Raw genomic sequence first — 23,690 nt, 5'->3', positions numbered from 1 at the left:
GGAGGATTCCACATGTCACTACAAAATAAATCAGTAGAAGTGCATCGAAAAGAGTCAATGTTAAGAAATATGCGCTTTAACCGCTATCTCCTTTTGCGTTATTCACTGGCACTTTTCTTTTTCGCTAATATGTATTGGTTAATGATTTCTTTTATCAAATTAAGCTTATTTGCTTGTCTACCAGTAGCGGTAATTGCTTTAACAAGTTTAGCCAGCGCGGAGCAATTTCGTCTTTACAGCTCAGAAAAGGTGGTGTTGAGGTGGACGCAAGTAGCTTTTCAGGTGCAACTTGTCGTACAAATTTTGCTTTTAGTGCTAGTGGCATTTGGTCAGATGACGCGACTATTTCCGGTATTTGCCAACAATACGAATGCCCTTGCTTTTGTCTTCATCCTTGTCAGTTTAGGAACGCTTCTATGTGTCCTTGATCTACGAAGAATAGAACTTATTCTGCGAAATGAAGACAGAGCTTATCAGCGTTACCAGCAACTGGTTAAAACCATTTAAAAAATAATCTTTAGGAGGTTGTATTATGGAAACACAAGGTGGTTTGTTTGGTTTTCTTGAAAACCATGTCATGGGTCCAATGGGGAAATTAGCTCAGTTAAAAATTGTCCGGGCGATCACTGCAGCAGGTATGGCTGCGGTTCCCTTCACCATCGTGGGGTCTATGTTCCTGGTTTTTAGCATTTTACCACAGGCCTTCTCATTTTGGCCTATTGTAGCGGATATTTTCGCTGCTTCATTTGATAAATTTACATCGCTTTATATGGTCGCTAACTATGCTACCATGGGGTCTTTATCACTCTATTTTGTGCTCTCTTTGTCTTTTGAACTCACAAAGATTTATGCTGAGGAAGAAGAACTAAACATGGATCCAATGAACGGTGCTCTTCTTGCCTTGATGGCTTTTATCATGACTGTCCCTCAAATCATTTTTGATAAAGGAGTCATGGCTGCTGTCGTTGCCCTAGAAGAGGGTGGTGTGGTTGCTGATGGTTGGGCCATGAACAACGGTGTGGCACGTTTTGGAACGACGGGTATTTTTACAGCCATTATCATGGCAATTGTGACAGTTCTTCTCTACAGAATGTGTGTCAAACACAACTGGGTTGTCAAGATGCCGGACTCTGTTCCAGAAGGGGTATCACGTGGTTTTACAGCTCTGGTCCCAGGTTTTGTAGTGGCTTTCACGGTTATTATCATCAATGGGCTATTAGTCGTTCTTGGTACTGACATTTTTAATGTGATTTCCATTCCTTTTGGTTTTGTATCTCATTTAACCAATACTTGGATTGGTATTATGATTATCTATTTGCTGACGCAATTACTATGGATTGTTGGGATTCACGGTGCTAATATCATCTTTGCTTTTGTTAATCCAATCGCATTGGCTAATATGGCGACAAATGCTGCTCAAGGGACGCACCTGGCTGTCGCAGGGGAATTCTCTAACATGTTTGTGATTGCAGGAGGTTCTGGTGCCACTTTAGGTTTGTGTATCTACATTGCCTTTGCAGCGCGTTCTCAACAACTAAAAGCTATCGGAAGGGCTTCAGTTGTTCCAGCTATCTTTAACATCAATGAGCCTTTAATTTTTGGTCTGCCAATTATTTATAATCCAGCTTTAGCTATTCCATTTATCTTGGCTCCTATGGTTACAGCAACGGTTTATTACTTTGCTAATGCCTTAGAATGGATTAGCCCAGTTATAGCGCAGGTGCCATGGCCAACTCCAGTTGGTATTGGAGCTTTCTTAGGAACAGCTGACCTTCGCGCAGCCCTCTTATCCTTGGTTACAGCTTTGGTTGCCTTTCTCGTCTATCTCCCATTTATCCGTCGGTATGATAGTCAGTTGGTCAAAGAAGAGCGGGAAGCTGAAAGTTAGAGAAGTTAAAAATCCTTGAGACTTGTCTCAAGGATTTTTTTTAATCTTTTATGTATTGGCTAGGGCTGCTTGAAAGATGGTGTCGATTTCTGCCATGCTGCTGGCTTGGGAAATGGCTCCTCGCATTTTGGCAGCGCCAGAGTTACCGCGCAGATAGTGGGGAGCCAGACCACGGAATTCACGGACTGCGATGCTTTCTCCCTTGAGGGCCACCAGTCGACGGAGGTGCTCATAGGCGATATCTAAAATCTTGTCGAATGGCAGGTTAGGCAACTCCTCACCTGTTTGGAGATAGTGGCTAATCTGCTCGAAGAGGTAAGGGTTGTTGCGGGCAGCACGCCCAACCATCACAGCATCCGCACCGACTTTGTCAATCATATACTGAGCATCTTGCACGGTACGGATATCGCCATTGGCGATGAAAGGAATGCGTGTCAAGGCACTAGCTACCTTGGCCAGAGTCTCACGGTCACAAGTTCCAGTGTACATTTGTTCCCGCGTGCGTCCATGCATGGCCAGGGCTGCTACCCCAGCGCTTTCAGCAGCCAGGGCATTTTCAACCGCCAGGTGATTGTCTGACCAGCCTGTTCGCATCTTGACGGTCAGTGGCAGGTCCAACTCACGCTTGACAGTGGTGATGACCTGATAAATCTTGTCAGGGTCCTTGAGCCACATGGCACCAGCCTCGTTTTTGACAATTTTATTGACGGGGCAACCCATGTTGATGTCTACGATGTCTGTCTTGGTATGAGATTGGATAAAGTGGGCGGCACGAGCCAGGCTTTCGCCATCACTCCCAAAAAGCTGGATGGAAACGGGGTGCTCGCCCTCGTCGATGTGGAGCATGTGGAGGGTTTTTTCATTATTGTACTGAATTCCCTTATCAGAGACCATTTCCATGACGACTAGGCCAGCGCCAAACTCTTTGGCAATGGTGCGAAAGGCGGAATTGGTTACCCCAGCCATGGGAGCCAAAACGGTGCGGTTAGGAATTTCCACATCGCCAATATAGAAGGATTTAGGCATCTTGTTCACGGATAATGTCCTCCAAATCTGCTAGGTCAAAGTGGTAGGATTTGCCACAAAATTGACAGGTGATGTCAGCCTTTTGGTCTTCGTCACGAATGGTCTCAAGCTCCGATAGAGGCAGGGAGGCCAAGGCATGCGTGAAGCGTTCTTTAGAACAATCGCACTGAAAACTCAGCGGTTCCTCAGCCAGACGTTTGTAGGCTTGGTCACCATAGATGGCAGCTAAGAGTGCCTCGATATGGTCTTCGGACGCCAATAAGGTAGAGATGGCTGGCATATTCTGGATGCGTTTTTCCATAGCGCTGATTTCTTCTTCGGTAGCACCAGGGAGGACTTGCACCATAAAGCCACCGGCAACCTTGACCTTATCTTGGTCGTCTAAAAGGACATTAAGTCCAGCAGCTGACGGGGTTTGCTCGCTCTCGGTCAGGTAGTAGGTCAAATCTTCACCGATTTCTCCACTGATGAGCGGTGTCATAGACTGGTAGGGCTGTCCCGTGCCGTAATCCGTGATGACGATGAAGTGGCCACTTCCCATGAAAGGCCCAACTAGAACTTCACCTGTGGCGGTCTTTTTGATGTCAACGCCAGGATTTTGGATGTAGCCTTTAACGTGACCGTGTGTGTCTGCCACACAGATGATATGGCCAAAGGAAGAGTCTCCGATGACTTTAACCGTGATTTTGCTGTCGCCTTTTTGATTGGCCGCTAAGATTTGTGTCGCAATGAGTGTCCGACCCAAAGCTACAGTCGAGCTAGACAAGGTCTGGTGGGCTTCTTGTGCATCTCGGACGGTTTGTGTGCTGTCAAGCACATAGGCCCTCAAATGGCCGTTCTCAGAAAGTGTTTTTATCAATTTATCCATGTCTTTTATTATACCACATCGCATGGAGAGCAGGGAGATGCGGGCTTAGTGCTATTAGTCAAAATAATAACCGGTTATCGGTAAAAAGAAAACCTATCACAAAAACTAATAAGGTGTCATCACAAATAAAGATTAGGCAAGTTTTTTGGGGGATGGTATAGTGGTAAGCAAGAAAACATTAAGGAGATTTACGTATGACTTCAAAAAGAGAATGGGTTTTATCAGCCTTTAAAGGCCAAGCAGTTGACCGCGTACCAGTAGGATTCTGGCACCATTTTACCAACCCGGATGAATGGTTAGAGGGCTTTTCTAACCCTACTATTATTCAAAAAAATCTGTCAGGGCATGCTGCCTTTTTGGCAGATGTGCAACCAGACTTTATCAAGCTGATGAGCGATGGTTATTTTGCTTATCCAAATCCGGCCATTAAAACCGCAAAGACTGTCCATGATTTAGCGGCTATCCAACCTTTGGGGGCAGACCATCCTTGGATTAGCGAGCAGGTGGATTTGGTAAAACAAATCAAGGCAGGCTTTACAGAGGATATTGTAGCGATTTACAATATTTTTGCACCAGCAACCTATTTTAAATGGCTCATTGCCCATGTTTCTGGTGGAGATGATCGCCTGGCAGACTTTCTTCAAGAAGATAAAGCTGTCCTGAAAAAGGTCTTGGACACAATCAGCCAAGATATCGCTGACTTGAGTCGTCGGATTATCCAAGAAGGGGGCGCCGATGGTATTTACCTGAGCGTTCAAAGTGTGCAAGACCCTCGTGTGACTGCGGAGCTTTACAAAGAGATTATCGCTCCAAGTGAAATCGCTGTTTTAGAGGCCGTAAATGCCCTCGATGGGATCAATGTGCTTCATATTTGTGGCTATGAGGGGGCTCGCAATGATATCCACCTCTTTGCCGATTATCCTGCACAAGTGATTAACTGGGCTGTCGGACCTGAGGGCATTAGCCTTCAAGAAGGCCGTCAAATCTTTGGTGGCAAGACCGTCCTAGGCGGTTTTGAAAATGGTACGGATGGTCTCCTTTATACCGGAAGCAAAGAGGCTATCCAAGCAGAAACCCGTCGTCTCATCGAAGAAGCAGGGGGGCAAGGTCTGGTGATTGGTGCGGATTGTACGATCCCGAGTGACATTGCCCATGAACGGATTGCATGGGTGAGAGAAGTCGCGCAGGCCTAAAGGAAAATGAAGGAGGAGAAAATTATGGCAAAGAAAAAATGGATTATTGGTGGTTTGGTAGCAGTCGCAGTCATTGGTGCAGCGGTGGCTGGACGCAGTTTAACGCAACATACAGCTGCCAACAGTCAGAAGGTCACCACCTTAAAAGTGGCGCACACGCAAAACTATGTCCCTTATGATTATGTCAATGAAAAAGGGGAATCAGACGGCTATGAAGTGGCTGTTCTCAAAGAAATTGATAAAAAATTACCAGACTATCAGTTTGAGTACACAGGCACTAGTGATGACGATTTATTGATTGGTTTGGAGTCTGGCAAGTACAACATCGGGGTCAAAGGTGCTTGGTACACTGACGAACGGGCGAAAAAATTCATCATTCCAAAAGAAGCCATCGGAGCAAGTATTATTGGTTTTACCATTCGTAAGGACGATGCCGACAAATATAAAAGTATCGATGATTTTGCCAAGGCTAAAGGAAAATTGGTGCCAATTTCTCCGCAAAATGCCCAATGGAACGTTATCACAGACTACAACAAAGAACACCCCAACCAACAAATTGACCTGACTGCAGCGGAATCTTTTAGTGTCTCTGATGCCTATGCTTGGGTTTTAGAAGGGCGCTACGATGCCTACTTTGACATTAAATTATCCTATGAAAAAGCTGTTCAGGATAAGGATGGGTCTTACCATCAATATGCAGATAAGTTGACTTGGTTTGCTTATAAAGGTATTCCAACTTATCCTCTTATCCACCGTGATAGCAAAGGGGAAGCCTTTTCTAAGGCTTATGATAAGGCCATCAAAGAATTGGAAAAAGATGGCACCCTCAAAAAACTCTCTCAAAAATATTTTGGGGAAAATGTTTTTGACTACGTTGACAAGTAAGCAAAAGTCCTTGGGACTTTTTGTGTTTTGACGAGCTGAGAGGCTCGGTCACGACGTCACTTCAGTAAGGAGGACATATGGTTTCTTTCAACCTCGCTAAGGTATTTACTTTTTTGCCAGACCTGATTCAAGCCCTACCGATGACTTTATTCATCATGCTGGCAACAACTGTCCTTGGCTCATTGTTAGGGCTGGTCATCACCTGGGCTCAGGTTGCAGAAGACAAGACGTTTTCGGGCATGGCGCGTGCTTATGTGTTCACATTGCGGTGTACCCCTCCGATTGTTCTCTTGTTTCTGGTTTTTTATGGCTTACCTGCCTTGCTCAACTGGTGGTTAGGCATTGATGTCAACCACTGGTCTAAGTTCATCTTTGTTCTTATTACGATGACCTTGCTTTTTGCAGCAATCGTCTCAGAGGTTTTCAAATCGGCCTACTTGGCTATCCCTAAGGGACAGACAGAGGCTGGGCTGAGTATTGGTTTGACAGCCGGTCAGACCTTGTGGCGTATCGTCCTGCCACAGGCCTTTCGCATCGCTTTACCCAATCTGACGTCTGCCATCTTGAACCTGATGCGGGATGCGGCGCTAGCTTATACCATTGGTTTTGTGGATGTCATGGGAGCGGGAAATCTGTTGATTAGTCGCCATTTGGGAAATTATTCCTTGGAAACTTATGCGGCGGTTGCTCTGCTTTACTGGGCGGTAGCCTTAGGCATTTCGCTAATAGCGCAAGTTTTAGAAAAATCTTTGCAAGGAAGGGGAAATTAGACCATGGATATTGCCTATATTTGGAAAACCTTTCTGTTGACTTTGGGTGGGGTGCCAACTACCTTGTTGATCATGCTGGTAGCCCTCCTACTCAGTTTTTTTCCAGCTCTCTTTCTCGCTTTGGGTCAAATTTATCGCCTGCCTGGGGTCAAAACCTTTTCAGTGATTTATTTGTCCTTCATTCGAGCGACGCCACCGATTCTCTTGATTTTGTTCTTTTACAGCCTGTTTCCCAGCTTGTTAAATAACTTTTTCAAGAGCATCGGCAGTCGCGTGGATGTCTTTGCCTTAAACCCCATCTATTATGCTTTCATTATTTATAGCTTAATGACAACGGGAACGCTGGCAGAAATCCTACGTTCAGCTATTTTAACCGTCGATAAGGGGCAGTTAGAGGCAGCGCAAGCCATTGGGTTGACCAATCGTCAGGCTTACACGCGAATTATTTTTCCGCAGGCCCTAAGGTCAGCTCTGCCCAATCTGTGTAACTTAGTTATTAATATTGTCAAAGGAACCTCTCTGGTCTTTGTGATGACCATTAAAGATATCACGGCCATCGCCCGGGTAGAGGCCTCCTATGGCTATCACTATTTCGAATCATATTTGGTGATATTTATCTTGTATCTCATTATCTGTGGGGTGATTCAAGTCATTTTTCGCTGGCTTGAACAACGCTACACCCTTGCCTAAGTTGTCTAGAAAGAGGAGTTTGTTATGTTAGAAGTTTCGCATATTGCTAAACGGTTTGACGACCATCAGGTCTTAAAAGATGTCAGTCTACAGGTCAAGCAAGGAGATGTTGTGGTTATCCTAGGGCCGTCTGGTTCAGGGAAAACAACTTTCTTACGCTGTTTGAACCATTTAGAAAAGGCAAATCAAGGGCAACTGACTCTAGGTGGGCGAACTTATGACCTTGAAAAACTGAGTAAAAAGGATATTCTGGACATTCGCCAAAAGACAGCCTTTGTTTTTCAGCATTACAACCTGTTTGCCAATAAAACAGCCCTTGAAAATATCCTCGAAGGCCTTGTGGTCGCACGGAAAATCCCCAAGGAGGAGGCCCGCCAATTGGCCCAAGAGGCCCTAGCCAAGGTTGGTCTGCTGGACTATGCGGATTACTACCCGTCACAACTATCTGGCGGTCAGCAACAGCGCATAGGGATTGCCCGGGCGATAGCCGTTAAGCCGGAGGTGATTCTCCTAGATGAACCCACCTCAGCGCTAGACCCTGAACTCGTGGGTGACGTCTTAAATGTCCTCAAGCAACTGGCAGAAGAAGGGGTAACCATGGTGGTGGTGACCCATGAGATGTCTTTTGCGCGTGAGGTTGCTACTCAGGTGGTCTTTATGGATGGAGGCGTCATCGTAGAGGAAAACAACCCCAAAGACTTCTTTGCGCGTCCTCAGGAAGCCCGCACCAGACAGTTTTTGTCACGCTTGCTGTCTGATGAGTCCTATAGCGTTGAGTACGTCATTTAAAAAGTATCTCTTGAGACAAAAAAACACTTCTGTTTTACCTTTAGAGGGTGTATCAGAAGTGTTTTTGTTTGTGTGATGAGGCCTAAGTCTGATTTGACAGGGGCTTAAAATTGTAGGACACCATAGTCATCAGATTTTTGGATGGCTTGGGCAACGTAGTCTTTGGAGTAGCGGACAGCTTCTGCGGGTGTTTTACCAAGCACGATTTGGCTGGCAATACTAGAGGCAAAAGTACAGCCTGCACCGGTATTATTTTGTGGGTAGACAGGGCCTTCTAGGATGGTGAAATCTTTGCCATCGTAAAAGACGTCAAAGGCCTTGTTTTTGTCTAGCCGGTTGCCTCCTTTGATGACAACAGTTTGCGCACCGAGGGCATGAAGTTCTTTGGCAGCTGCTTTGACCTCGTCAAGACTTGTTATCTGTTTTTGTGTTAACAACTCGGCTTCAGGCAGGTTAGGGGTGACGATGGTTGCGTAAGGGAACAATTTCAAGAGCTCGTCACGCAGTGCATTGACTTCCACATCGTGGTCTTCTTTACAGACCAAGACAGGGTCTAAAATCAAAGGGACATCTTTGTGGTCTTTGATAAAGTCCAAGGCAAGGTCAACACTGTCCACTGTAGGCAGGAGACCGAGTTTGATGGCAGAAAAAGGCACGTCTTTGAGGCTATCTAATTGTTTTTTAAAGATATCTTTTTCAATCGGAATGACTTCAAAGCCTTTATCTGTTAAGGCGGTCAGACAGCTGACGGCAAGAAAACCGTGTAGTTGGTTGACGGCATAGGTGGCTAAATCGGCGTGAAGGCCCCCACCACTGAAAATGTCATTACCAGATAGGGCTAAAATATTGTGATGTGTCATAAACTCTCCTTTCTCAGCGATAAGAAACGCTTAGCTCTAGTATAGGCTATTTTTCAGAAAATGGGGAGATTTTTTTGCGCGTCCAGGTAAAATGTTACCTAAAATAAATAAGGAGGTAACAAATAGGGCTGGAGGGCCTGACTCGTAAAATGCACAGGGGATAAAGGCTTGAGCCCTTATGGAAGCAAAGGGCTATTACTGTCAGTGATAACGGGTTATCAAAAATTCATCTAGGGGGATAGGTTGAAAAAAACAGCCATTCCGTAAGAACAGCTGTTTGCTAGCTTGCTATTGCCAGTTAACCAAAAGATAAATCAGCGAAGACCCAAACATATCAAAGAGGGCATGTGCCAAGAAGAATGGCAACAGATTTTTCACCTTGAACTTGTAGAGGAAGTAGTAGATGAGCCCAAAGAGGACACCAATCGTCAAGGCCCAAAGCATACCTTGGTAGGTGTGGAAGGATACCCGAATGATGGTAGAGTAGAGCAGGACCCACCATTTGTGTTTGTCCTTGACAGAGGTCAAAAGCCCTAGGAAGAAGAACTCTTCATAAAAACCATTGAGCAAACCATAGATGATAGCCATAGGAGATAGGGCTAAAAACTTCGGCAAGATAGCTGTCAGGCTGACATAACGCAAGACATCTGGGCTGAAATAATTGTATGTCCCTGACAGGGTAGAGACAAGGTCTCCTAGGAGGCCAACGATGATAAAGATAGCCGGCACCCAAAAGAGAACAGACCACTTGAGCTTGATTTGCAGTTGTTTAAAATCGAAATGTCTCAACCACAGGTATAAAAAGGCGATGGCTAAGAGTGAGACCTGCAAACTCAAATTACTGGAATAGGCTGCACCGCTAGATGCTGTATCTGTGCTAGTGCTTGCTGTGGTCGTAACAGCCTGTGTGGCGATTACCCCAATGGTTTGGAGATAGAGTTCCGTTGACCGAACGATAAATTGACCAAACATGATGACAGTGACAATCAGGATATCGTACCATTTGAGGTATTTTAGGGGTTCCTTGGGACGAATAAAAGCAGACATTAAAAAGCCTCATTTCTAAAAATATGTCATATACATGGAGCGGATAGAAGAAAAACTCCTTTAACGATGGGACTATCATAACAAGCCTTTTATAAAATAAGCTTAAATACGTAAAAACCTTAAAAAGAATTTTCACCATTGGTTTTGCTAGGAGTCTTGGCAAAACTGGTTTTGCTTTGCGAATAGTTGAAAATAAGGTAAAATAAGGCATTGAGAAAATTTAGGGGAAGCCCTAACTCAGAAAGGAACTTTAATAATCTTATGATGAATATGCAAAACATGATGAAGCAGGCCCAAAAATTGCAAAAACAAATGGAGCAAAAGCAAGCTGAACTCAGTGCCAGTCGTTTTGTGGGAAAATCTGCCCAAGACTTGGTAGTGGTAACCTTTACAGGTGATAAAAAGCTGGTCGACATTAGCTATGCCGAGGCTGTCGTAGACCCAGAAGATATCGAAACCTTACAAGATATGACCACTCAAGCCATCAATGATGCGATAGCACAGATTGATGAAGCAACCCAAAAGACTTTGGGGGCCTTTGCAGGGAAATTGCCCTTCTAAGTGACAAATTAAAAAGCCTGTTCCTCTTAAGGCGAGGGCAGGCTTTTTAGTATGTTTTAGGTAATAGGAAGATGGAGTGTGGCTTGATCCAGGTCGAGGGTCAAGTGATAGTTTTGGTTATCCCTGACCGTGTGTTCGAAATCTGTGGTATAGAGAATGAGAGCGAGTTGGTCTCCTGCTTTTAAGCGGTAGATGGTAGGTTCCAACTCCAAGTTGATGGTCATCTCTTTTTGAGGGATGATGTCTTGGATGCTTAACAAGCCTTCACGATTTTGAAGATTGAGGTGGCCTTTGGTCATCACGCGCTCATTAGTGGGTTTAAATGGCAACTCTTTTAGAGCCTCTTTTTTGAAATGCCGGCCGTTGTCGATAGCATTGAGTTGGACGTTTGTAGGGATGTCGCCAAAGCGCTTTTGTTTGCCGACATGGAGCAGTTGGACGGATAAGAGACCGATGGCTTGGTCGCTAGATAGACGAAGTTTCAGTTGCGCCTTTCCGTTTAAGAGGAGGTCTTTTTCAATGGTTAACGGTAGGGTGACAGCTTGCTCGGTGATTTTTCCGCTAAAGAGGTCTGACTTGAACTCACGGAACTGTCCATCATAGCGCTTAAAGGCCTCCTGTGGATAGGCATTGGCAATGGTTACTTGACCTGCCCCTAAAGTTAGGTCGTAGGTCTCTTGTCCACCAAATTGGTCAAGGCTTTGCCAGCTTTGCTCTGCTTGATTATCCTGCCAAAGGACAGGAGCTAGGGCCAATGCGCTTTTTTTACCATTAACTAAGCGTTGTGCCAAGAGGGCATTCATGGTTTCCTTGAAGTCAATAGACTGCCAGTTATTGAGATAGACGTGTTCCCCATGGTGCAAGAAGGCATGCTTTTCAAGGCCATCTGGTAAGGCATTAAAAATGTCGTAGACTTGTTTGGGAGCCACGTTCCAATCTTGGAGACCGTGGGTATAAATGGCCAAGCAGGACACATTTTTGGCAAAAGGCCGGTAGTTACGGTCAGCCCAAAATTGGCTGTAGTCGCCTGTTTGACGGTCTAGCTGAGCCTGTTGGTCTTTGAGAAGTTTTTCATAGTTTGTTTTTTGCTTGAGGAAGTCTCCGGCAACCAGACTGCGGGAATAGGTGAGAGCAGTCAAGGTGTCTAGGTCTTCGCCAGGGTAGCCCCCGGGACTCTTCACCAGACCATTTTCCCGGTAGTAATCATACCAAGAGGAGATAGCTGACTCTGCGATGATAGCCTCTAGGCCTTTGACACCGGTTGTTGCCAGAGCGGTTGATAAGGTCCCTAGGTAGGATTTTCCAGTGGTCACAACCCGACCATTGGCCCAGTCTGCCAAAACAGGGTGTCCTCCGATTTTCTGGCTATAGGCGGTAGCACGCCCATTGAGCCAATCAATGACTGCCTTAAATGAAGCCACTTGTTTGGCATCCCCGGTGGTCATGAAGCCTTGTGAGCCAGCCGTTCCAATGCCAGAGACGTAGAGGTTGGCCATGCCTCGGGCCAGAAAATAATCATTGAGGGTGTAAGTGTCCGTGTCGTAGAAGTGCTCTGTGGCTGGCTTGGCCTTGCTGACAGTGACTTGGGGGCTCTCTTGAACTGGCCAGTCAGGCAAGTTTGTCTGAATAAGACCGGCCTTTTTAACGGTTAAGCTACCCGCCATCTTGTGCAGGCAGTCATCGCTAGCCTTGTCGTTGGTTCCCATGTGATAGGGGCTAGCAGTCATCACCGTTGGCAGTTGGCTAGCTTGTCTTGGCCGAATGACCAGAACTTTCACACGCTCGGCTTGGTCACTGCCTTCACTCCTTACAGGTGTCTGAACATAGACCATTTCTCTAACCAAGTCCTTGGTATCGTAGCTGGCGAGGAGTTTGTCATTGAAAAAGACAGGCTGGTTGCTAAGGGGAATAAGGCCATTTGCCACCAACTCATCTACTAAAAGATTGCCACGCACTGTTCGGCTATTAAGCAAATGATAGAAGGCCAGCACAAGCCCTTCACTAGCAAAATCAATAGGAAAAGCCATTTTTTCTCGGAATTGCTTGAGGTCTTTGTAGTCCAGGCCAGGGACGAATCCGAGGAGTTGCAAAGCAATCGTTGTAAAGACCTCATCTGTCAAAGGAGCGTCGCTCTGAAAGAAGTCCCAGGCGTCTTGACAGTCAGTGGCTAGCCAGTCGCCAAAGCCCAAAGCCTGGTCCTTGCCATCGAGTTGGAGGATGTGATTTAGATAGGCGAAAAAGAGAGATTTCTCAGTCAGCCCTTCTTGGGACGCAAAGCCCAAGCCTACCAGTTCTTCATTGGCTTTTTGGGAATGGGTTGGAATGTAGGAAAAAACATTGTAGCGCATTTGCCAGACCTCCTAGGTTTTCGAATTTTTATAAAAGAGTGGTTTACATTCCTCATTATACCTGTTAAAATAGTCTTTGTCTAAAATTATTTTATTGGAGGAAATAGGACACCATGCAAGTTGAATCTTGGGTACAATACCTGTCTGAGTTCTTGGGAACAGCTATCTTGCTGATGCTAGGAAACGGTGCAGTTGCAAACGTTGAATTGAAAGGAACCAAAGGGCATGCCAGCGGTTGGTTGACCATCGCTATTGGTTACGGTATGGGGGTTATGATTCCAGCGCTCATGTTTGGAAACATCTCTGGTAACCACATCAACCCAGCCTTTACCATCGGTTTGGCTGTAGGCGGCGCCTTCTCATGGGCGCAAGTCGCACCTTACATCGCCGCACAACTTTTGGGAGCCATCGTTGGTCAAGCCGTTGTTGTTGCCGTATATCGCCCTTACTATCAAAAGACAAAAAATCCAGAAGCTATCTTGGCTTCATTTGCCACTACTGATAATGCTGAAAAAGACCGCAAAGGGAAATTGGTCAACGGTTTCCTTAACGAGTTCTTTGGTTCATTCATCCTCTTCTTTGGAGCTGTGATGATGACTAGCGCTTACTTTGGCGCTAGTGCTGTAAACCAACAATCACAATATGTTGCGGTTTACGGAAAAGACATGGTGGTTGCAGCAAGCAATGCCGCAGGTTCTCTTGCTGTAGCGCATTTGGCCCTTGGTTTCTTGGTTATGGTACTGGTAACTAGCTTTGGTGGCCCAACTGGTCCAGCCCTCAACCCTGCGCGTGACTTTGGTCCCCGTCTCTTGCACCACTTCTTGCCTGAGTCAATCTTGGGTGAGCACAAAGGTTCATCTGAATGGTGGTATGCTTGGGTACCTGTCGTAGCACCAATCTTGGCTGCTATCTGTGCGGTGCTTTTAAAACAAGCTATGCTTGGCTAATCAAATCATCAAAAAAGACCCCTTGGGTCTTTTTCTTTTGCTTAGAAAGGTTTTTCTTGATGCGAGAAGCTACTGAGTCCATTGTCCCTAGCGTCAGTCCTCTTCTGTTAAGGTCTAAAAAAACTAGCAGAGGAATTCTCCTTTGCTAGTCAGGGGTTAAGATTGGCTGAGGACAAGGGTTAGAATGCTTAGGGCATTCCAGCTCATATGTGTCCACAAAACGGTTTTAAAGGAGTAGTTGGTTTTATAATAGACAAAGGCAAGAATGGCTCCCATCCCGGTGTAGAGCAGGTAACTAAGCGGTTCAAAGCCCGAAGCCATGTGGATGCCCCCAAAGAGTAAAGCAGACAAAACGATAGCTAACTTGGGACGCTTTTTCAAGCACGAAAAGAGCCATTGACGGCAAAGGAGTTCTTCACAGAAGGGGCCTGAGATGACCACAAAACTTGTGGTGACCAAGAGAGGCAATTGGTTGACCAGGCTATCGACAGTGATTTGATTGTTGGTGCTTTGTTGGCCGATAAGACTAAAAAGGAGGCTACTCAAGATAGCCCAAGCATAGAGACTGAGAAATCCGAGCCAGTAGGCCTTGTTATGGAGGCGGTCTTTACGGTAGCCGGTCAAAAATCCTCGCTTGAGGGCAAATTGGTAGAGTAAGAAAATCGCGATTAAGGTGATTAGAAGATAGGACCAGGATTGAAAAGGGCTAAAACCTTTTTTCATCTGGGCATTGTAGCCTAAGAAAATGCCCAATAGCAATTGCAAAGCTAAGTCAGCAAAGCAGATGACAAGGGCTTCTCCCAGTTTACCTGCCACTTTTTTGATCTGTGTCATAAGGGGACTCCGTTTCTTTAGTCTGTGGATTTAAAGGAGGCACGAATCATCATCCCACCTGTAAAGAGTACAATTAATACGACAAATTGTTTGAGGACATTGAGATTTAAACTAGTGAGAAAGCGGACCGCAATCAAAACCCCAATGATGCCACCGAGAATCATACCCGCAGAGCCTTCCCAGGCCACACGTTTTTCTCTGATAAACTGGGTTGCAGAAGCTGTCATAATCATTGCCGCATCCAGCATCATGACAGGCATGGCAATGGCAGGACTTAATCCCATAAGTGAGAAAAAGATCAGTTCAGGCGCGTAATTGCCTAGACCAAGTGTCATGAGTATGCCAATAATGAAATTATATAGGATACCAATCACTAACCAAATCCCAGATAAGCCATGGATGGCAGTGGAATTGTCACTACCGGGGTTGAAAATTAGGCGATAGACGATGAAAATAGCCGCTAAAATAAGCAAGCTTCCCAAAATTCTCTGAATGGTAGAGGTATTCCAGTTTTTGGTCAAAAGAGGACCAACCAAAGCTCCGATAAAAGAAGCAATAGCCATGGGAATCAAGGTAGAGGCTTCGACCTTAACCACCGTGATAAAACAAAAGGCCTGTAAGAGGACAGGGATAGCGTGAATAGCGTTCATAGTCCCTGGAATCTTGCGGTCGTCATCTACCAGATGGGTCATCTTATAGAAGGTTGTCGTCGTCGCAAAAGAACCGATTCCCATGGTGTCTAAAAGGTCTGTGATGAGACCAATCCAAAAACCAGTGGCAAAGCGTTTAAAAGGGTTAATCCGATGGCGATAGAGATGCCAAGTCATCAAAAGCAGTAAGCCTGCCATGCCAAGGAGCAGGATGACCTGGATGCCATGTAAAATAAATGTTTCCATGTTACTTATTCTACCATAAGTAGAAAGGCCTGAAAAGTCAGACTTTTTAGGAGGCGAGCACATAATAACTTGTCAAAGCTAGCGCTTTACGATACACTAAAACCAAGTTGTTCACGAAAAGGAGAAAGTGATGAAGACACATGCTATTTACTACAAGGTTGCCGATCGGGATGCCACGATTGCCTTTTGCCAAAAAGCACTAGGTTTACGTCTGTTACGAGAAGAAAATGCCATAGCGGTCATGGCAGGTCAAGAGGGGACAGCTCCTTATTTAGTTATCGAAGAATCCCCAGACTACCTTGATAACCGGGATGTCATAGGCCCTAAAAAACATGCCTTGACCAGTATTCGGACAGCACAAGACGACTTGCTGCAACTGCTGTTAAGGCAGGAGACGGCTGTTGACCTATACAAGGGTCAGGCAGGTTACGCCTTTAAGGTGATTTCGCCACAAGGGGATACTTTCTTGCTTCATTCTGAGTCGGAAATAGAGAGTCTGAGTCCTCTTTCTCACTTGGAGGAGGACACTGCGCTACAGGCTGATTTTAAAGGATTAGAGACGGTAGCCTTTAGCGGTGTGGACATCAACAGCCCTCAAGTAGAGCGCTCTGAGCAATTTTATCAAAAACTCTTTGGTCTCTTGGCGCCTCTGAAGCTTCAGTTTCACCAGCAAGAGGGACAAGATCTCTTAGTAGCGAATGATGAAACTCGTGATTTGGCTGTCTTGTCTTTTTCTGTTCCTCAAGTAATGGACTTAGCTGGCCTCTATTTGGCAGCAAAATCAATTAGTAACGAGGTCTACTTGGATAAAAAAGCGAATTTCCTTATGTTGAAGGATCCTAGCGGGATTGAGATATGGTTGAGCAAATACCCAGACAAATACTAGACAAAATCAGTCAACAAATCAGCGAAAAGACCTATCCTGGAGCCAGTCTGGCCATCTATGACAAGGGGAAGTGGCTAGAACGTTATTTAGGCTATCAAGATGAGAAGCAGCCTGTGGTGGCCGGCTTAACCTATGACCTTGCTAGTGTTACCAAGGTAATTGGGACTGGGACTCTTGCTTTGCAAGCCTTACAGGAGGGGCGGTTTGGCCTCGACCAACCCTTGCATGCCCTCTATCCCAAATGGCAAGACAGCACGGTGACCATCCGGCAACTTCTGACCCATACCTCGGGCATAGACCCTTTTATTCCCAATCGGGATCAGTTGGATGCGACGGAACTCAAGCAAGCCATCGAAACTCTCACGGTGACAGAGGATAAGCACTTTCGCTATACTGATGTGAACTTTTTACTGCTTGGCTTTTTGTTAGAAGAAATCTACCAAGAGCCCTTAGACCGCTTGTTTGACCAAAGGGTTTTTGCCCCTTGGCAGATGACAGAGACAGGCTATGGCCCTGTCGCTGAAGCTGTGGTGACCCAAGCAGGCAGTCGCGCGGGAATCGTTCACGACCCTAAAGCAAAAGTCTTGGGGAAGCATACGGCTTCAGCAGGTCTTTTTTCAGGGCTAAAAGATCTGGAAAACTATTGCCAGCACCTCCTGACAGAAGACTGGACCAAACCCCTCTGGCAAAACTATAGCCAGGACAGCAAGGAGAGATCCTTAGCCTGGGATTTGGCAGGTGACTGGATTTTGCATACGGGCTATACGGGAACCTTTGTCATGGCCAATCGTCACAGCCAACAGGCCGTTATTTTTCTCAGCAACCGGACCTATTGGAAAGATGAACGGGCGCAGTGGATTAAAGACAGAGACAGCCTTATCCACCTCATCTGGCATAATTTGAAAAAAACATCCTAGCAAAAAGGCTGGACATTCTTGTCCAACCTTTTTTAGTATCGGCATTTTGGTAAGAAAAAACCAGCCTCCTGGGCCGGTTTTCGGTTTATCTGTCTTAGCTCAAGGCATCATCCATTGAAAGCACTTCGTGGAAGACACGTTGGGTCAATTCAGTTTTTTGTTCTGGAGTGAGGTATTTGGTGTTGACACAGTATCCAGAGATACGAACGATAACGTCTTCACCTGCCATGATTTTTTCGTAAACGTCGTTCAAGTCCATAACGTTCAAGTTAACGTGTTGACCACCGTTTTCAAAGTAACCATCTAGGATTGTTACCAAGTTATCAACTTGTTCGTCACGCGTTTTACCAAGGGCACGTGGTGAAACTTGAGTAGTCAATGAGATACCATCAGCAGCATAACCAAAGTCAAGGCTTGCCAATGAGTTCAAGTTTTGCAACCAGCCACCTTTGGCTTTGTTAGATGGGTTGGCACCTGGTGAGAAGAATTCCAATTTAGACAAGTTCACAGAACCATCTTCGTTGAGGTAGACCCCTTTGTGGACTGGAGAGTTACCAGTTTGTTTAGAGTAAGCCACGTTAGAAGTGATGGTAAGCAGTGAAACGGTTGCTTCAGCGTCTTTGTAGAGTTTGTGGCTACGTAGACGAGTGGTGTAAGCTTCAATCAACCATTCTGCCAATTCGTTAGAACGAGGGTCATCTTCACCCCAACGTGGGTAGTCACCGATGGTTTCATAGTCGTAGATGTAGCCATCTTCGTCACGGATAGGTTTAACTGTAGCGTATTTGATAGCTGACAAGGTATCAACTGTGTTGGCAAAACCACAGATACCAAATCCCATGTTGGCCCGTTGTTTGGTTGGCAAGAAGGCCATTTGAACAGCTTCGTAGTTGTACTTGTCTGTCATGTAGTGGATGATGTTAAGGGCATCTACGTAAGTGTCAGTCAACCAGTCAAGAGATTTTTCAAAGTTAGCTTTAACAGTGTCAAAGTCAAGGACTTCGTCACGGATTGGGTCGATGTCAAAGACCTTGTAGTCTTTATGCACATCGTCGTAACCACCGTTAAGACCAGTCAAGAGAGCTTTCAAGACGTTAACACGTGCGCCAAAGTATTGGATGTTGTGACGTTGTTCTTCGTTTTCTGGGTCAAGTGGAGACACACAGCATGAGATACAGCTCATTTCACCGTAGCCATCTTTGGCCATGGTTGTTACCCCTTCGTATTGGATAGAAGAGTGTTTGTGTGACATAGACATACAGTAGCGACGGAAGGCATATGGTAATTTGTCTGTCCAAAGAACGGTCAAGTTTGGTTCTGGAGAGTTACCAATGTTGTCCAAAGTGTTCAAGAAACGGAAGTCCATCTTGGTAACACGGTGACGACCGTCTGCTCCCATACCAGCCATTGAAGTAGTGATGAAGGTTGGGTCACCTGAGTAAAGTTCGTCATAAGCTTTGGTACGAGCGAATTTCACTGTACGGAGTTTCATAACGAAGTCATCTACGAATTCTTGAATTTCTGACTCGGTGTAAGTACCACGAGCCAAGTCACGTTCTGCATAAACGTCAAGTACGATTGGCACACGTCCAAGAGAAGTAGCCGCACCGTTGATGACACGGCAGACTGCCATAAAGGCGATGTTAGTCCATTGGATAGCTTCTTTGGTATCGTAGGCTGGACGACGCACATCTACGCCATAAAGGTCACCAAGGGCAACCACTTCTTGAAGGGCTTGGTATTGCAAGTTAACTTCTTCACGCAGACGAATGGTTTCTTCGTCGATTTCCTTGATAGCGTTCCAGTCGTTCACTTTTTCTTGCATCAAGTAGTCGGCACCATAAAGGGCAAGACGGGCATAAACCCCGATGATACGGCCACGAGAGTAAGCATCTGGCAAACCAGTTACGGTGTGGGCGTGACGGGCACGACGGATGTTTGATGTGTAAGCACGGAAGATACCGTCATTAACAGTTGTCACGTATTTTGTGAAGATTTCATGAACAGCTGGGTCTGGTTCATAACCATGTTCTTTCAAAGCTGTTTCTGCCATCCGGATACCACCTTTTGGCATGAAGTTCAATTTGAAGAGTTCATCATTTTGGATACCATAGATGAGTTCGTCTTCCTTAGAAATATAGCCAGCTGGGATACCAGCGATAGATGCTGGACGTGTGTCCATTGGGAAACGTCCTTGTGCTTCATAGCCAGCTTTGGTTTCGTCAACGATTTTTTTAATCTTTAGTGAGCGTTCAGTTGGTCCAGCGAGGAAGCTTTCATCGCCGTCATATGGGGTATAGTTGGCCTGAACAAAGCGAGAAACACTAGCTTTTTCCTTCCAGTCAGTGCCTTTAAAGCCTTCCCAAGCTTTTTCGAAAACATCGGTGTTGGTTTTGACAGTTGCCATAATAAACTCCTTATTTCTAGTAACAGACAAAGTGAATAAATGAACTCTGTTACATTTACAAGGATATAATACCATAAAGAAATCGTTTTCAACAAGAAAAAAACGCAAATAATCGGAATTCTATGCTAATACAGAATAAAGAAAAAAGCAACTGTACTAGAAACTGTTTTTCAGATATTTTGCTAAAAATGAGGTATAATGTAACAATAACTCGGCTGAAAGGAGGACAGGATGCTTGAGTTTCCTCTTTTAAATGATACCTCTCGCAAGATTATCCACATTGACATGGATGCCTTTTTTGCCGCAGTGGAAGAGCGCGATCAGCCTGCCCTCAAAGGCAAGCCCCTAGTTATCGGGGCTGACCCTCGAAAGACGGGCGGTCGTGGTGTTGTTTCGACAGCCAATTATGCAGCCAGACGGTTTGGAATTCATTCAGCCATGACTACCAAGGAGGCGCTAGAACGTTGTCCGCAACTGATTTTTGTTGCGGGAGATTACCAAAAATACCGCAAGATTGGGCACCGCATTCGTGAGATTTTTAAACGTTATACGGATTTGGTGGAACCCATGTCCATTGATGAGGCCTATCTAGATGTCACAGACAACAAGCTAGGGATTGGCTCGGCGATTAAAATTGCCCGCATGATTCAAGAGGACATTTGGCGAGAAGAGCAACTGACTTGTTCAGCTGGGGTATCTTATAATAAATTATTGGCCAAGTTGGCCTCGGATTTTCAAAAACCAGCGGGTTTGACACTCATCTTACCTGATGAAGCCCAGTCTTTTGTTGCTCAGTTACCTGTGGAGAAAATTCACGGAGTAGGCAAGCGGTCAGTGGAACGTCTGCACCAATTGGGCATTTACACGGGGGCCGATTTGCAGACCTGGTCTGAGGTAGATTTGATTGACCAGTTTGGTCGTTTTGGGTTTGACCTCTATCGGAAAGCCAGGGGTATCAATAATAGCCCTGTGCGCCCCGACCGTGTTCGAAAATCTCTAGGGAGTGAACGGACTTATGGAAAATTACTCTATGAGGAAGACGATATTAAGGCGGAGCTGACCAAGTTGGTTCAAAAAGTGACTACTAGCCTGGCCTTACAGCACATGCTCGGCAGGGTCATCGTCTTAAAAGTCCGTTATGGGGATTTTTCAACCTTGACCAAGCGCCTGCAGCTAGACCAAGCCAGTCAGGATCAAGGCTTAATTGAAAAGAAAGTCTATCACTTGTATGATTCTTTAGAAGAAAATCCTATCGGGGTCAGGCTTTTGGGGGTGACCCTATCTGGGCTTGAAAATGAGGGCGAGCAGCAGCTAACCATTTGGCAAGCGCAGGACTTGTCTTCTACAAAAGAGAAAGGAAGTAAACATGACATCTCATAGAAAATCACGGCCTGCCATCTGGTCTTGGCTCACGTTTGGCCTGGTGATTTGCCTTTGCGCAGGTATTCTCTATCAGGCGGTCAGCCAGTCTCTGGTTAAAAAGTCGCTTAGTGAAGCAGAAAAGGCGAGACAAACACGCTTGGCTTTTATCAAACAAATCATCTATCCTGCCCAAGGCATCGCTGAAAAAAATGACCTCTACACCTCTGTCATGATAGCTCAGGCTGTCTTAGAGTCTGACAGTGGTCAGTCCAAGTTGTCTAAAGCCCCTGCCTATAATTACTTTGGGATTAAGGGGGCCTACAAAGGACAAGCCGTGAAGTATTGGACCTGGGAAGACGATGGGACAGGAAAGGCCTATGAAGTCCAAGCAGACTTCAAATCTTATGGGGCTCCTGCCAATGCTTTTTCGGATTATGCGGCCTTTTTAGATTGGCCAAATTACCGTGGGGTCCACAGGGCTCATGCCAAGACTTACCAGGATGCCACAAAGGCTTTGACTGGTGTCTACGCTACAGATACCAGCTACAATAGCAAGCTGAATCGCATCATCAAGGCCTACGGTTTGACCCTGTTTGATAAGACTTTTGTCCCCTCTTGGTGGGTGACAAAATCAGCCTAAATCTCTCAGCTATCTGGGAGATTTTTTCATGGAAAAAAATTTTAAAAAAACAACAGAAAGCGCTTTCTATAAAAGGGGCCTCATGGTATAATGAAGTCGAAAAAAGTTTACTCTTTTGGAATGTACACATTTATGAACCTTCCAAAAGGCCTATTATCGGAGGAGATGTCTTATGGAAAAAGATTCCAAACAACTTAGTTGGATGATGATTTCCTTGATTGCCTTCAATATGGTTTGGGGCTTAGGAAATGTCGTCGTCAATTTTGCCCAACAAGGGATTGTTGTCGTGACGTCATGGATTGTCATCATGCTGATTTATTTCATTCCGTATACCTTGATGGTTGGCCAGCTCGGCTCTACCTTTAAGGACAGTGAAGGGGGTGTCAGCGATTGGGTCAAGCATACGTCGACTAAGCAGTTGGCCTACTTGGCAGCTTGGACTTATTGGGCAGTACAGATTCCCTACTTGGCACAAAAACCTCAGCGGATTTTGATTTCTCTGGGCTGGGTTTTCCAGGGAAATGGCAACATTCTCTCTAACATGTCCATGCCCATGATTGTCGGGCTGGGTCTGGTTATCTTTGCCTTTTTACTCTTTTTATCCACTAAGGGGCTGAAGGCTTTGAAGTTCTTTGGGTCTTTGGCAGGTGGCTCTATGTTGGTCATGTCCATCCTCTTTATTCTCTTGGCGGTTGGGCTCCCCTTCATTAAACCTGATTTGCAGTTGGCGACCGCGCATATGGACCAAGTGTCAACCTATATTCCCCGTCTTGACTTTTCTTACTTTACCACGATAGCGCTGTTGATTTTCTCTGTCGGTGGGGCTGAATCCATTTCGCCTTATATTTCTAAGGTGAAAAATCCTGCCAAGCGCTTTCCTTTAGCCATGATTGCCATGGCTGTCATGGTGGGTACTTGTGCCATCTTTGGTTCTATCGCCATGGGAATGCTCTTTGACGGCAATAACATCCCAAGTGACCTCATGCGTAACGGTGCTTATCAAGCTTTTGCTGTTTTAGGACGTGATTGGGGCTTGGGCAATATCTTGATGATTGTCTACGCTATCTCAGAACTGATTGGACAAGCAGCCGTTTTGGCTATCTCTATCGATGCGCCCCTGCAAATTTTCTTGGGTAGCGCAGATGCAAACTACATTCCTGCTTGGTTGCGGAAACGGACAAAATCAGGTATCCTCATCAATGGTTACCTCCTGACAGGGGGCTTGGTAGCTATCTTGATTTCCCTACCGCTCTTTGGTCTGAAAGAAATTGATGGCTTGGTGCGTTGGATGACCAACCTTAATGCCATTGTTACCCCAATGTGTTACCTGTGGGTATTTGTGTCCTTTATTCTCTTGTATCGCCAATGGGACCGCTACAAAAATGCAGAATATATCTACATTAAGAACCCTAAATTAGGGGTGGCAGTCGGTGCTTGGGGCTTCCTCTTTACCGCCTTTGCTTGTATCTTGGGGATGGCTCCTCAGGTGGACTTTGCACAAGCCCCTACTGAGTGGTGGTTCTCCTTGATTACCAATATCATCACACCATTTATCCTGATTGGTCTCGGCTTGCTTCTACCATGGTCTGCACGCAGAGAGCAAAGACGATTGGCAAAAGAGGGCTAAACTACAGTGATAAGGCCTTATAAAATAGCTAGGCTAGTTGTCCCAGTTTTGAGGGCTGATGCCTGATAGAAGAAAAAAGGGGGTGACCCCTTTTTTTATGCCTCTTGCGGTTTACAAACTTTTTGGCCTTTGACACTTGGAGCATGTCTTTAGCCATTGGGGTGACCATTCTAGCGGTCATGGAACTGGTCAGGATAAGTCAGAGACTAAAATGCTATGAGCGATAGAAAAACCACTTCTGGACTAGGG

Annotated in this window: 22 protein-coding genes; 14 read left to right on the top strand and 8 right to left on the bottom strand. The window is 45.6% G+C overall.

Annotated elements, in window-relative coordinates:
• Positions 1 to 12: 12 nt before the first annotated feature.
• Positions 13 to 507 (top strand): hypothetical protein, encoded by a 495-nt coding sequence (locus STRDD12_RS04065; protein WP_066915392.1) that lies wholly within the window; start codon positions 13 to 15, stop codon positions 505 to 507.
• 25 nt (positions 508 to 532) lie between these two features.
• Positions 533 to 1,888: a PTS cellobiose transporter subunit IIC gene (gene celB, locus STRDD12_RS04060; protein WP_066915390.1), complete on the top strand. Its 1,356-nt coding sequence runs from the start codon at positions 533 to 535 to the stop codon at positions 1,886 to 1,888.
• 48 nt (positions 1,889 to 1,936) lie between these two features.
• Here the strand turns inward: celB and dusB are convergent, their stop codons facing one another.
• Positions 1,937 to 2,914, bottom strand: a complete 978-nt coding sequence (gene dusB, locus STRDD12_RS04055) for a tRNA dihydrouridine synthase DusB (RefSeq protein WP_443031053.1) — start codon at positions 2,912 to 2,914, stop codon at positions 1,937 to 1,939.
• On the bottom strand, positions 2,907 to 3,782 hold the full coding sequence (gene hslO, locus STRDD12_RS04050) for an Hsp33 family molecular chaperone HslO (protein ID WP_066915386.1): 876 nt from the start codon (positions 3,780 to 3,782) through the stop codon (positions 2,907 to 2,909). The genes dusB and hslO overlap by 8 nt, the downstream gene beginning before the upstream one ends.
• A 194-nt stretch (positions 3,783 to 3,976) precedes the next feature.
• On the opposite strand from hslO, the gene STRDD12_RS04045 reads away from it, so the two are divergent.
• The 5 genes from STRDD12_RS04045 (at position 3,977) to STRDD12_RS04025 (ending at position 8,109) form a co-directional block, all read left to right on the top strand.
• A complete protein-coding gene (locus STRDD12_RS04045; RefSeq protein WP_066915384.1) occupies positions 3,977 to 4,975 on the top strand; it encodes a uroporphyrinogen decarboxylase family protein in 999 nt (332 codons plus the stop codon).
• 24 nt (positions 4,976 to 4,999) lie between these two features.
• On the top strand, positions 5,000 to 5,860 hold the full coding sequence (locus tag STRDD12_RS04040) for a transporter substrate-binding domain-containing protein (RefSeq protein ID WP_066915382.1): 861 nt from the start codon (positions 5,000 to 5,002) through the stop codon (positions 5,858 to 5,860).
• Positions 5,861 to 5,937: 77 nt separating this feature from the next.
• Positions 5,938 to 6,630: an amino acid ABC transporter permease gene (locus STRDD12_RS04035; RefSeq protein ID WP_066915380.1), complete on the top strand. Its 693-nt coding sequence runs from the start codon at positions 5,938 to 5,940 to the stop codon at positions 6,628 to 6,630.
• 3 nt (positions 6,631 to 6,633) lie between these two features.
• Positions 6,634 to 7,320, top strand: coding sequence for an amino acid ABC transporter permease (locus STRDD12_RS04030; protein ID WP_066915378.1), 687 nt, complete (start codon positions 6,634 to 6,636; stop codon positions 7,318 to 7,320).
• 24 nt (positions 7,321 to 7,344) lie between these two features.
• Positions 7,345 to 8,109 (top strand): amino acid ABC transporter ATP-binding protein, encoded by a 765-nt coding sequence (locus STRDD12_RS04025; protein ID WP_066915376.1) that lies wholly within the window; start codon positions 7,345 to 7,347, stop codon positions 8,107 to 8,109.
• Between the two features lie 104 nt (positions 8,110 to 8,213).
• Here STRDD12_RS04025 and STRDD12_RS04020 read toward each other — a convergent pair whose 3' ends face one another.
• Both STRDD12_RS04020 and STRDD12_RS04015 read right to left on the bottom strand, forming a co-directional pair.
• Positions 8,214 to 8,969 carry a bifunctional hydroxymethylpyrimidine kinase/phosphomethylpyrimidine kinase gene (locus STRDD12_RS04020; RefSeq protein WP_066915374.1) on the bottom strand — a complete coding sequence of 252 codons (756 nt, stop codon included), beginning with the start codon at positions 8,967 to 8,969 and terminating at the stop codon, positions 8,214 to 8,216.
• 288 nt (positions 8,970 to 9,257) lie between these two features.
• Entirely contained in the window at positions 9,258 to 10,016 is a 759-nt protein-coding gene (locus STRDD12_RS04015) for a CPBP family intramembrane glutamic endopeptidase (RefSeq protein WP_066915372.1), read from the bottom strand.
• A gap of 261 nt (positions 10,017 to 10,277) precedes the next feature.
• Here STRDD12_RS04015 and STRDD12_RS04010 point away from each other — a divergent pair, with 261 nt between their 5' ends.
• Positions 10,278 to 10,577, top strand: a complete 300-nt coding sequence (locus STRDD12_RS04010; protein WP_066915370.1) for a YbaB/EbfC family nucleoid-associated protein — start codon at positions 10,278 to 10,280, stop codon at positions 10,575 to 10,577.
• 56 nt (positions 10,578 to 10,633) lie between these two features.
• Here STRDD12_RS04010 and STRDD12_RS04005 read toward each other — a convergent pair whose 3' ends face one another.
• The gene (locus tag STRDD12_RS04005) at positions 10,634 to 12,925 is read right to left on the bottom strand and encodes a Xaa-Pro dipeptidyl-peptidase (RefSeq protein ID WP_066915368.1); all 2,292 of its coding nucleotides are present in this window, start codon (positions 12,923 to 12,925) and stop codon (positions 10,634 to 10,636) included.
• 113 nt (positions 12,926 to 13,038) lie between these two features.
• On the opposite strand from STRDD12_RS04005, the gene gla reads away from it, so the two are divergent.
• A complete protein-coding gene (gene gla, locus STRDD12_RS04000) occupies positions 13,039 to 13,872 on the top strand; it encodes an aquaglyceroporin Gla (protein WP_066915367.1) in 834 nt (277 codons plus the stop codon).
• 156 nt (positions 13,873 to 14,028) lie between these two features.
• On the opposite strand, the gene STRDD12_RS03995 is transcribed toward gla, so the two are convergent.
• On the bottom strand, positions 14,029 to 14,706 hold the full coding sequence (locus STRDD12_RS03995; protein WP_066915366.1) for a CPBP family intramembrane glutamic endopeptidase: 678 nt from the start codon (positions 14,704 to 14,706) through the stop codon (positions 14,029 to 14,031).
• A 17-nt stretch (positions 14,707 to 14,723) separates the two neighbouring features.
• Complete coding sequence (locus tag STRDD12_RS03990) at positions 14,724 to 15,602, bottom strand: sulfite exporter TauE/SafE family protein (RefSeq protein WP_066915364.1); 879 nt, start codon at positions 15,600 to 15,602, stop codon at positions 14,724 to 14,726.
• A gap of 130 nt (positions 15,603 to 15,732) precedes the next feature.
• Between STRDD12_RS03990 and STRDD12_RS03985 the strand changes: the two genes are divergently transcribed.
• Both STRDD12_RS03985 and STRDD12_RS03980 read left to right on the top strand, forming a co-directional pair.
• The gene (locus STRDD12_RS03985; protein ID WP_066915362.1) at positions 15,733 to 16,488 is read left to right on the top strand and encodes a CppA N-terminal domain-containing protein; all 756 of its coding nucleotides are present in this window, start codon (positions 15,733 to 15,735) and stop codon (positions 16,486 to 16,488) included.
• The gene (locus tag STRDD12_RS03980; protein WP_197456650.1) at positions 16,458 to 17,405 is read left to right on the top strand and encodes a serine hydrolase domain-containing protein; all 948 of its coding nucleotides are present in this window, start codon (positions 16,458 to 16,460) and stop codon (positions 17,403 to 17,405) included. The genes STRDD12_RS03985 and STRDD12_RS03980 overlap by 31 nt, the downstream gene beginning before the upstream one ends.
• 94 nt (positions 17,406 to 17,499) lie before the next feature.
• Here STRDD12_RS03980 and pflB read toward each other — a convergent pair whose 3' ends face one another.
• Entirely contained in the window at positions 17,500 to 19,812 is a 2,313-nt protein-coding gene (pflB, locus tag STRDD12_RS03975) for a formate C-acetyltransferase (RefSeq protein ID WP_066915360.1), read from the bottom strand.
• A 231-nt stretch (positions 19,813 to 20,043) separates the two neighbouring features.
• Here pflB and dinB point away from each other — a divergent pair, with 231 nt between their 5' ends.
• The 3 genes from dinB to STRDD12_RS03960 all read left to right on the top strand — a co-directional run bounded on the left by dinB (position 20,044) and on the right by STRDD12_RS03960 (position 23,441).
• Complete coding sequence (dinB, locus tag STRDD12_RS03970) at positions 20,044 to 21,192, top strand: DNA polymerase IV (protein WP_066915358.1); 1,149 nt, start codon at positions 20,044 to 20,046, stop codon at positions 21,190 to 21,192.
• Positions 21,179 to 21,814: a glucosaminidase domain-containing protein gene (locus STRDD12_RS03965; protein WP_066915356.1), complete on the top strand. Its 636-nt coding sequence runs from the start codon at positions 21,179 to 21,181 to the stop codon at positions 21,812 to 21,814. The genes dinB and STRDD12_RS03965 overlap by 14 nt, the downstream gene beginning before the upstream one ends.
• Positions 21,815 to 21,986: 172 nt before the next feature.
• Entirely contained in the window at positions 21,987 to 23,441 is a 1,455-nt protein-coding gene (locus tag STRDD12_RS03960; RefSeq protein WP_066915354.1) for an APC family permease, read from the top strand.
• Positions 23,442 to 23,690 lie beyond the last annotated feature (249 nt).

It is taken from the genome of Streptococcus sp. DD12 (genome assembly GCF_001578885.1).
In the GTDB taxonomy this organism is placed as follows: domain Bacteria; phylum Bacillota; class Bacilli; order Lactobacillales; family Streptococcaceae; genus Streptococcus.
This window is presented reverse-complemented; position numbering and strand designations above follow the sequence as displayed.

Excerpts from the sequence above, each read along its gene's own strand:
- STRDD12_RS04065 (WP_066915392.1), top strand. The coding sequence starts at position 13 with ATGTCACTACAAAATAAATCAGTAGAAGTGCATCGAAAAGAGTCAATG.
- celB (WP_066915390.1), top strand. The coding sequence starts at position 533 with ATGGAAACACAAGGTGGTTTGTTTGGTTTTCTTGAAAACCATGTCATG.
- dusB (WP_443031053.1), bottom strand. The coding sequence starts at position 2,914 with ATGCCTAAATCCTTCTATATTGGCGATGTGGAAATTCCTAACCGCACC.
- hslO (WP_066915386.1), bottom strand. The coding sequence starts at position 3,782 with ATGGATAAATTGATAAAAACACTTTCTGAGAACGGCCATTTGAGGGCC.
- STRDD12_RS04045 (WP_066915384.1), top strand. The coding sequence starts at position 3,977 with ATGACTTCAAAAAGAGAATGGGTTTTATCAGCCTTTAAAGGCCAAGCA.
- STRDD12_RS04040 (WP_066915382.1), top strand. The coding sequence starts at position 5,000 with ATGGCAAAGAAAAAATGGATTATTGGTGGTTTGGTAGCAGTCGCAGTC.
- STRDD12_RS04035 (WP_066915380.1), top strand. The coding sequence starts at position 5,938 with ATGGTTTCTTTCAACCTCGCTAAGGTATTTACTTTTTTGCCAGACCTG.
- STRDD12_RS04030 (WP_066915378.1), top strand. The coding sequence starts at position 6,634 with ATGGATATTGCCTATATTTGGAAAACCTTTCTGTTGACTTTGGGTGGG.
- STRDD12_RS04025 (WP_066915376.1), top strand. The coding sequence starts at position 7,345 with ATGTTAGAAGTTTCGCATATTGCTAAACGGTTTGACGACCATCAGGTC.
- STRDD12_RS04020 (WP_066915374.1), bottom strand. The coding sequence starts at position 8,969 with ATGACACATCACAATATTTTAGCCCTATCTGGTAATGACATTTTCAGT.
- STRDD12_RS04015 (WP_066915372.1), bottom strand. The coding sequence starts at position 10,016 with ATGTCTGCTTTTATTCGTCCCAAGGAACCCCTAAAATACCTCAAATGG.
- STRDD12_RS04010 (WP_066915370.1), top strand. The coding sequence starts at position 10,278 with ATGATGAATATGCAAAACATGATGAAGCAGGCCCAAAAATTGCAAAAA.
- STRDD12_RS04005 (WP_066915368.1), bottom strand. The coding sequence starts at position 12,925 with ATGCGCTACAATGTTTTTTCCTACATTCCAACCCATTCCCAAAAAGCC.
- gla (WP_066915367.1), top strand. The coding sequence starts at position 13,039 with ATGCAAGTTGAATCTTGGGTACAATACCTGTCTGAGTTCTTGGGAACA.
- STRDD12_RS03995 (WP_066915366.1), bottom strand. The coding sequence starts at position 14,706 with ATGACACAGATCAAAAAAGTGGCAGGTAAACTGGGAGAAGCCCTTGTC.
- STRDD12_RS03990 (WP_066915364.1), bottom strand. The coding sequence starts at position 15,602 with ATGGAAACATTTATTTTACATGGCATCCAGGTCATCCTGCTCCTTGGC.
- STRDD12_RS03985 (WP_066915362.1), top strand. The coding sequence starts at position 15,733 with ATGAAGACACATGCTATTTACTACAAGGTTGCCGATCGGGATGCCACG.
- STRDD12_RS03980 (WP_197456650.1), top strand. The coding sequence starts at position 16,458 with ATGGTTGAGCAAATACCCAGACAAATACTAGACAAAATCAGTCAACAA.
- pflB (WP_066915360.1), bottom strand. The coding sequence starts at position 19,812 with ATGGCAACTGTCAAAACCAACACCGATGTTTTCGAAAAAGCTTGGGAA.
- dinB (WP_066915358.1), top strand. The coding sequence starts at position 20,044 with ATGCTTGAGTTTCCTCTTTTAAATGATACCTCTCGCAAGATTATCCAC.
- STRDD12_RS03965 (WP_066915356.1), top strand. The coding sequence starts at position 21,179 with ATGACATCTCATAGAAAATCACGGCCTGCCATCTGGTCTTGGCTCACG.
- STRDD12_RS03960 (WP_066915354.1), top strand. The coding sequence starts at position 21,987 with ATGGAAAAAGATTCCAAACAACTTAGTTGGATGATGATTTCCTTGATT.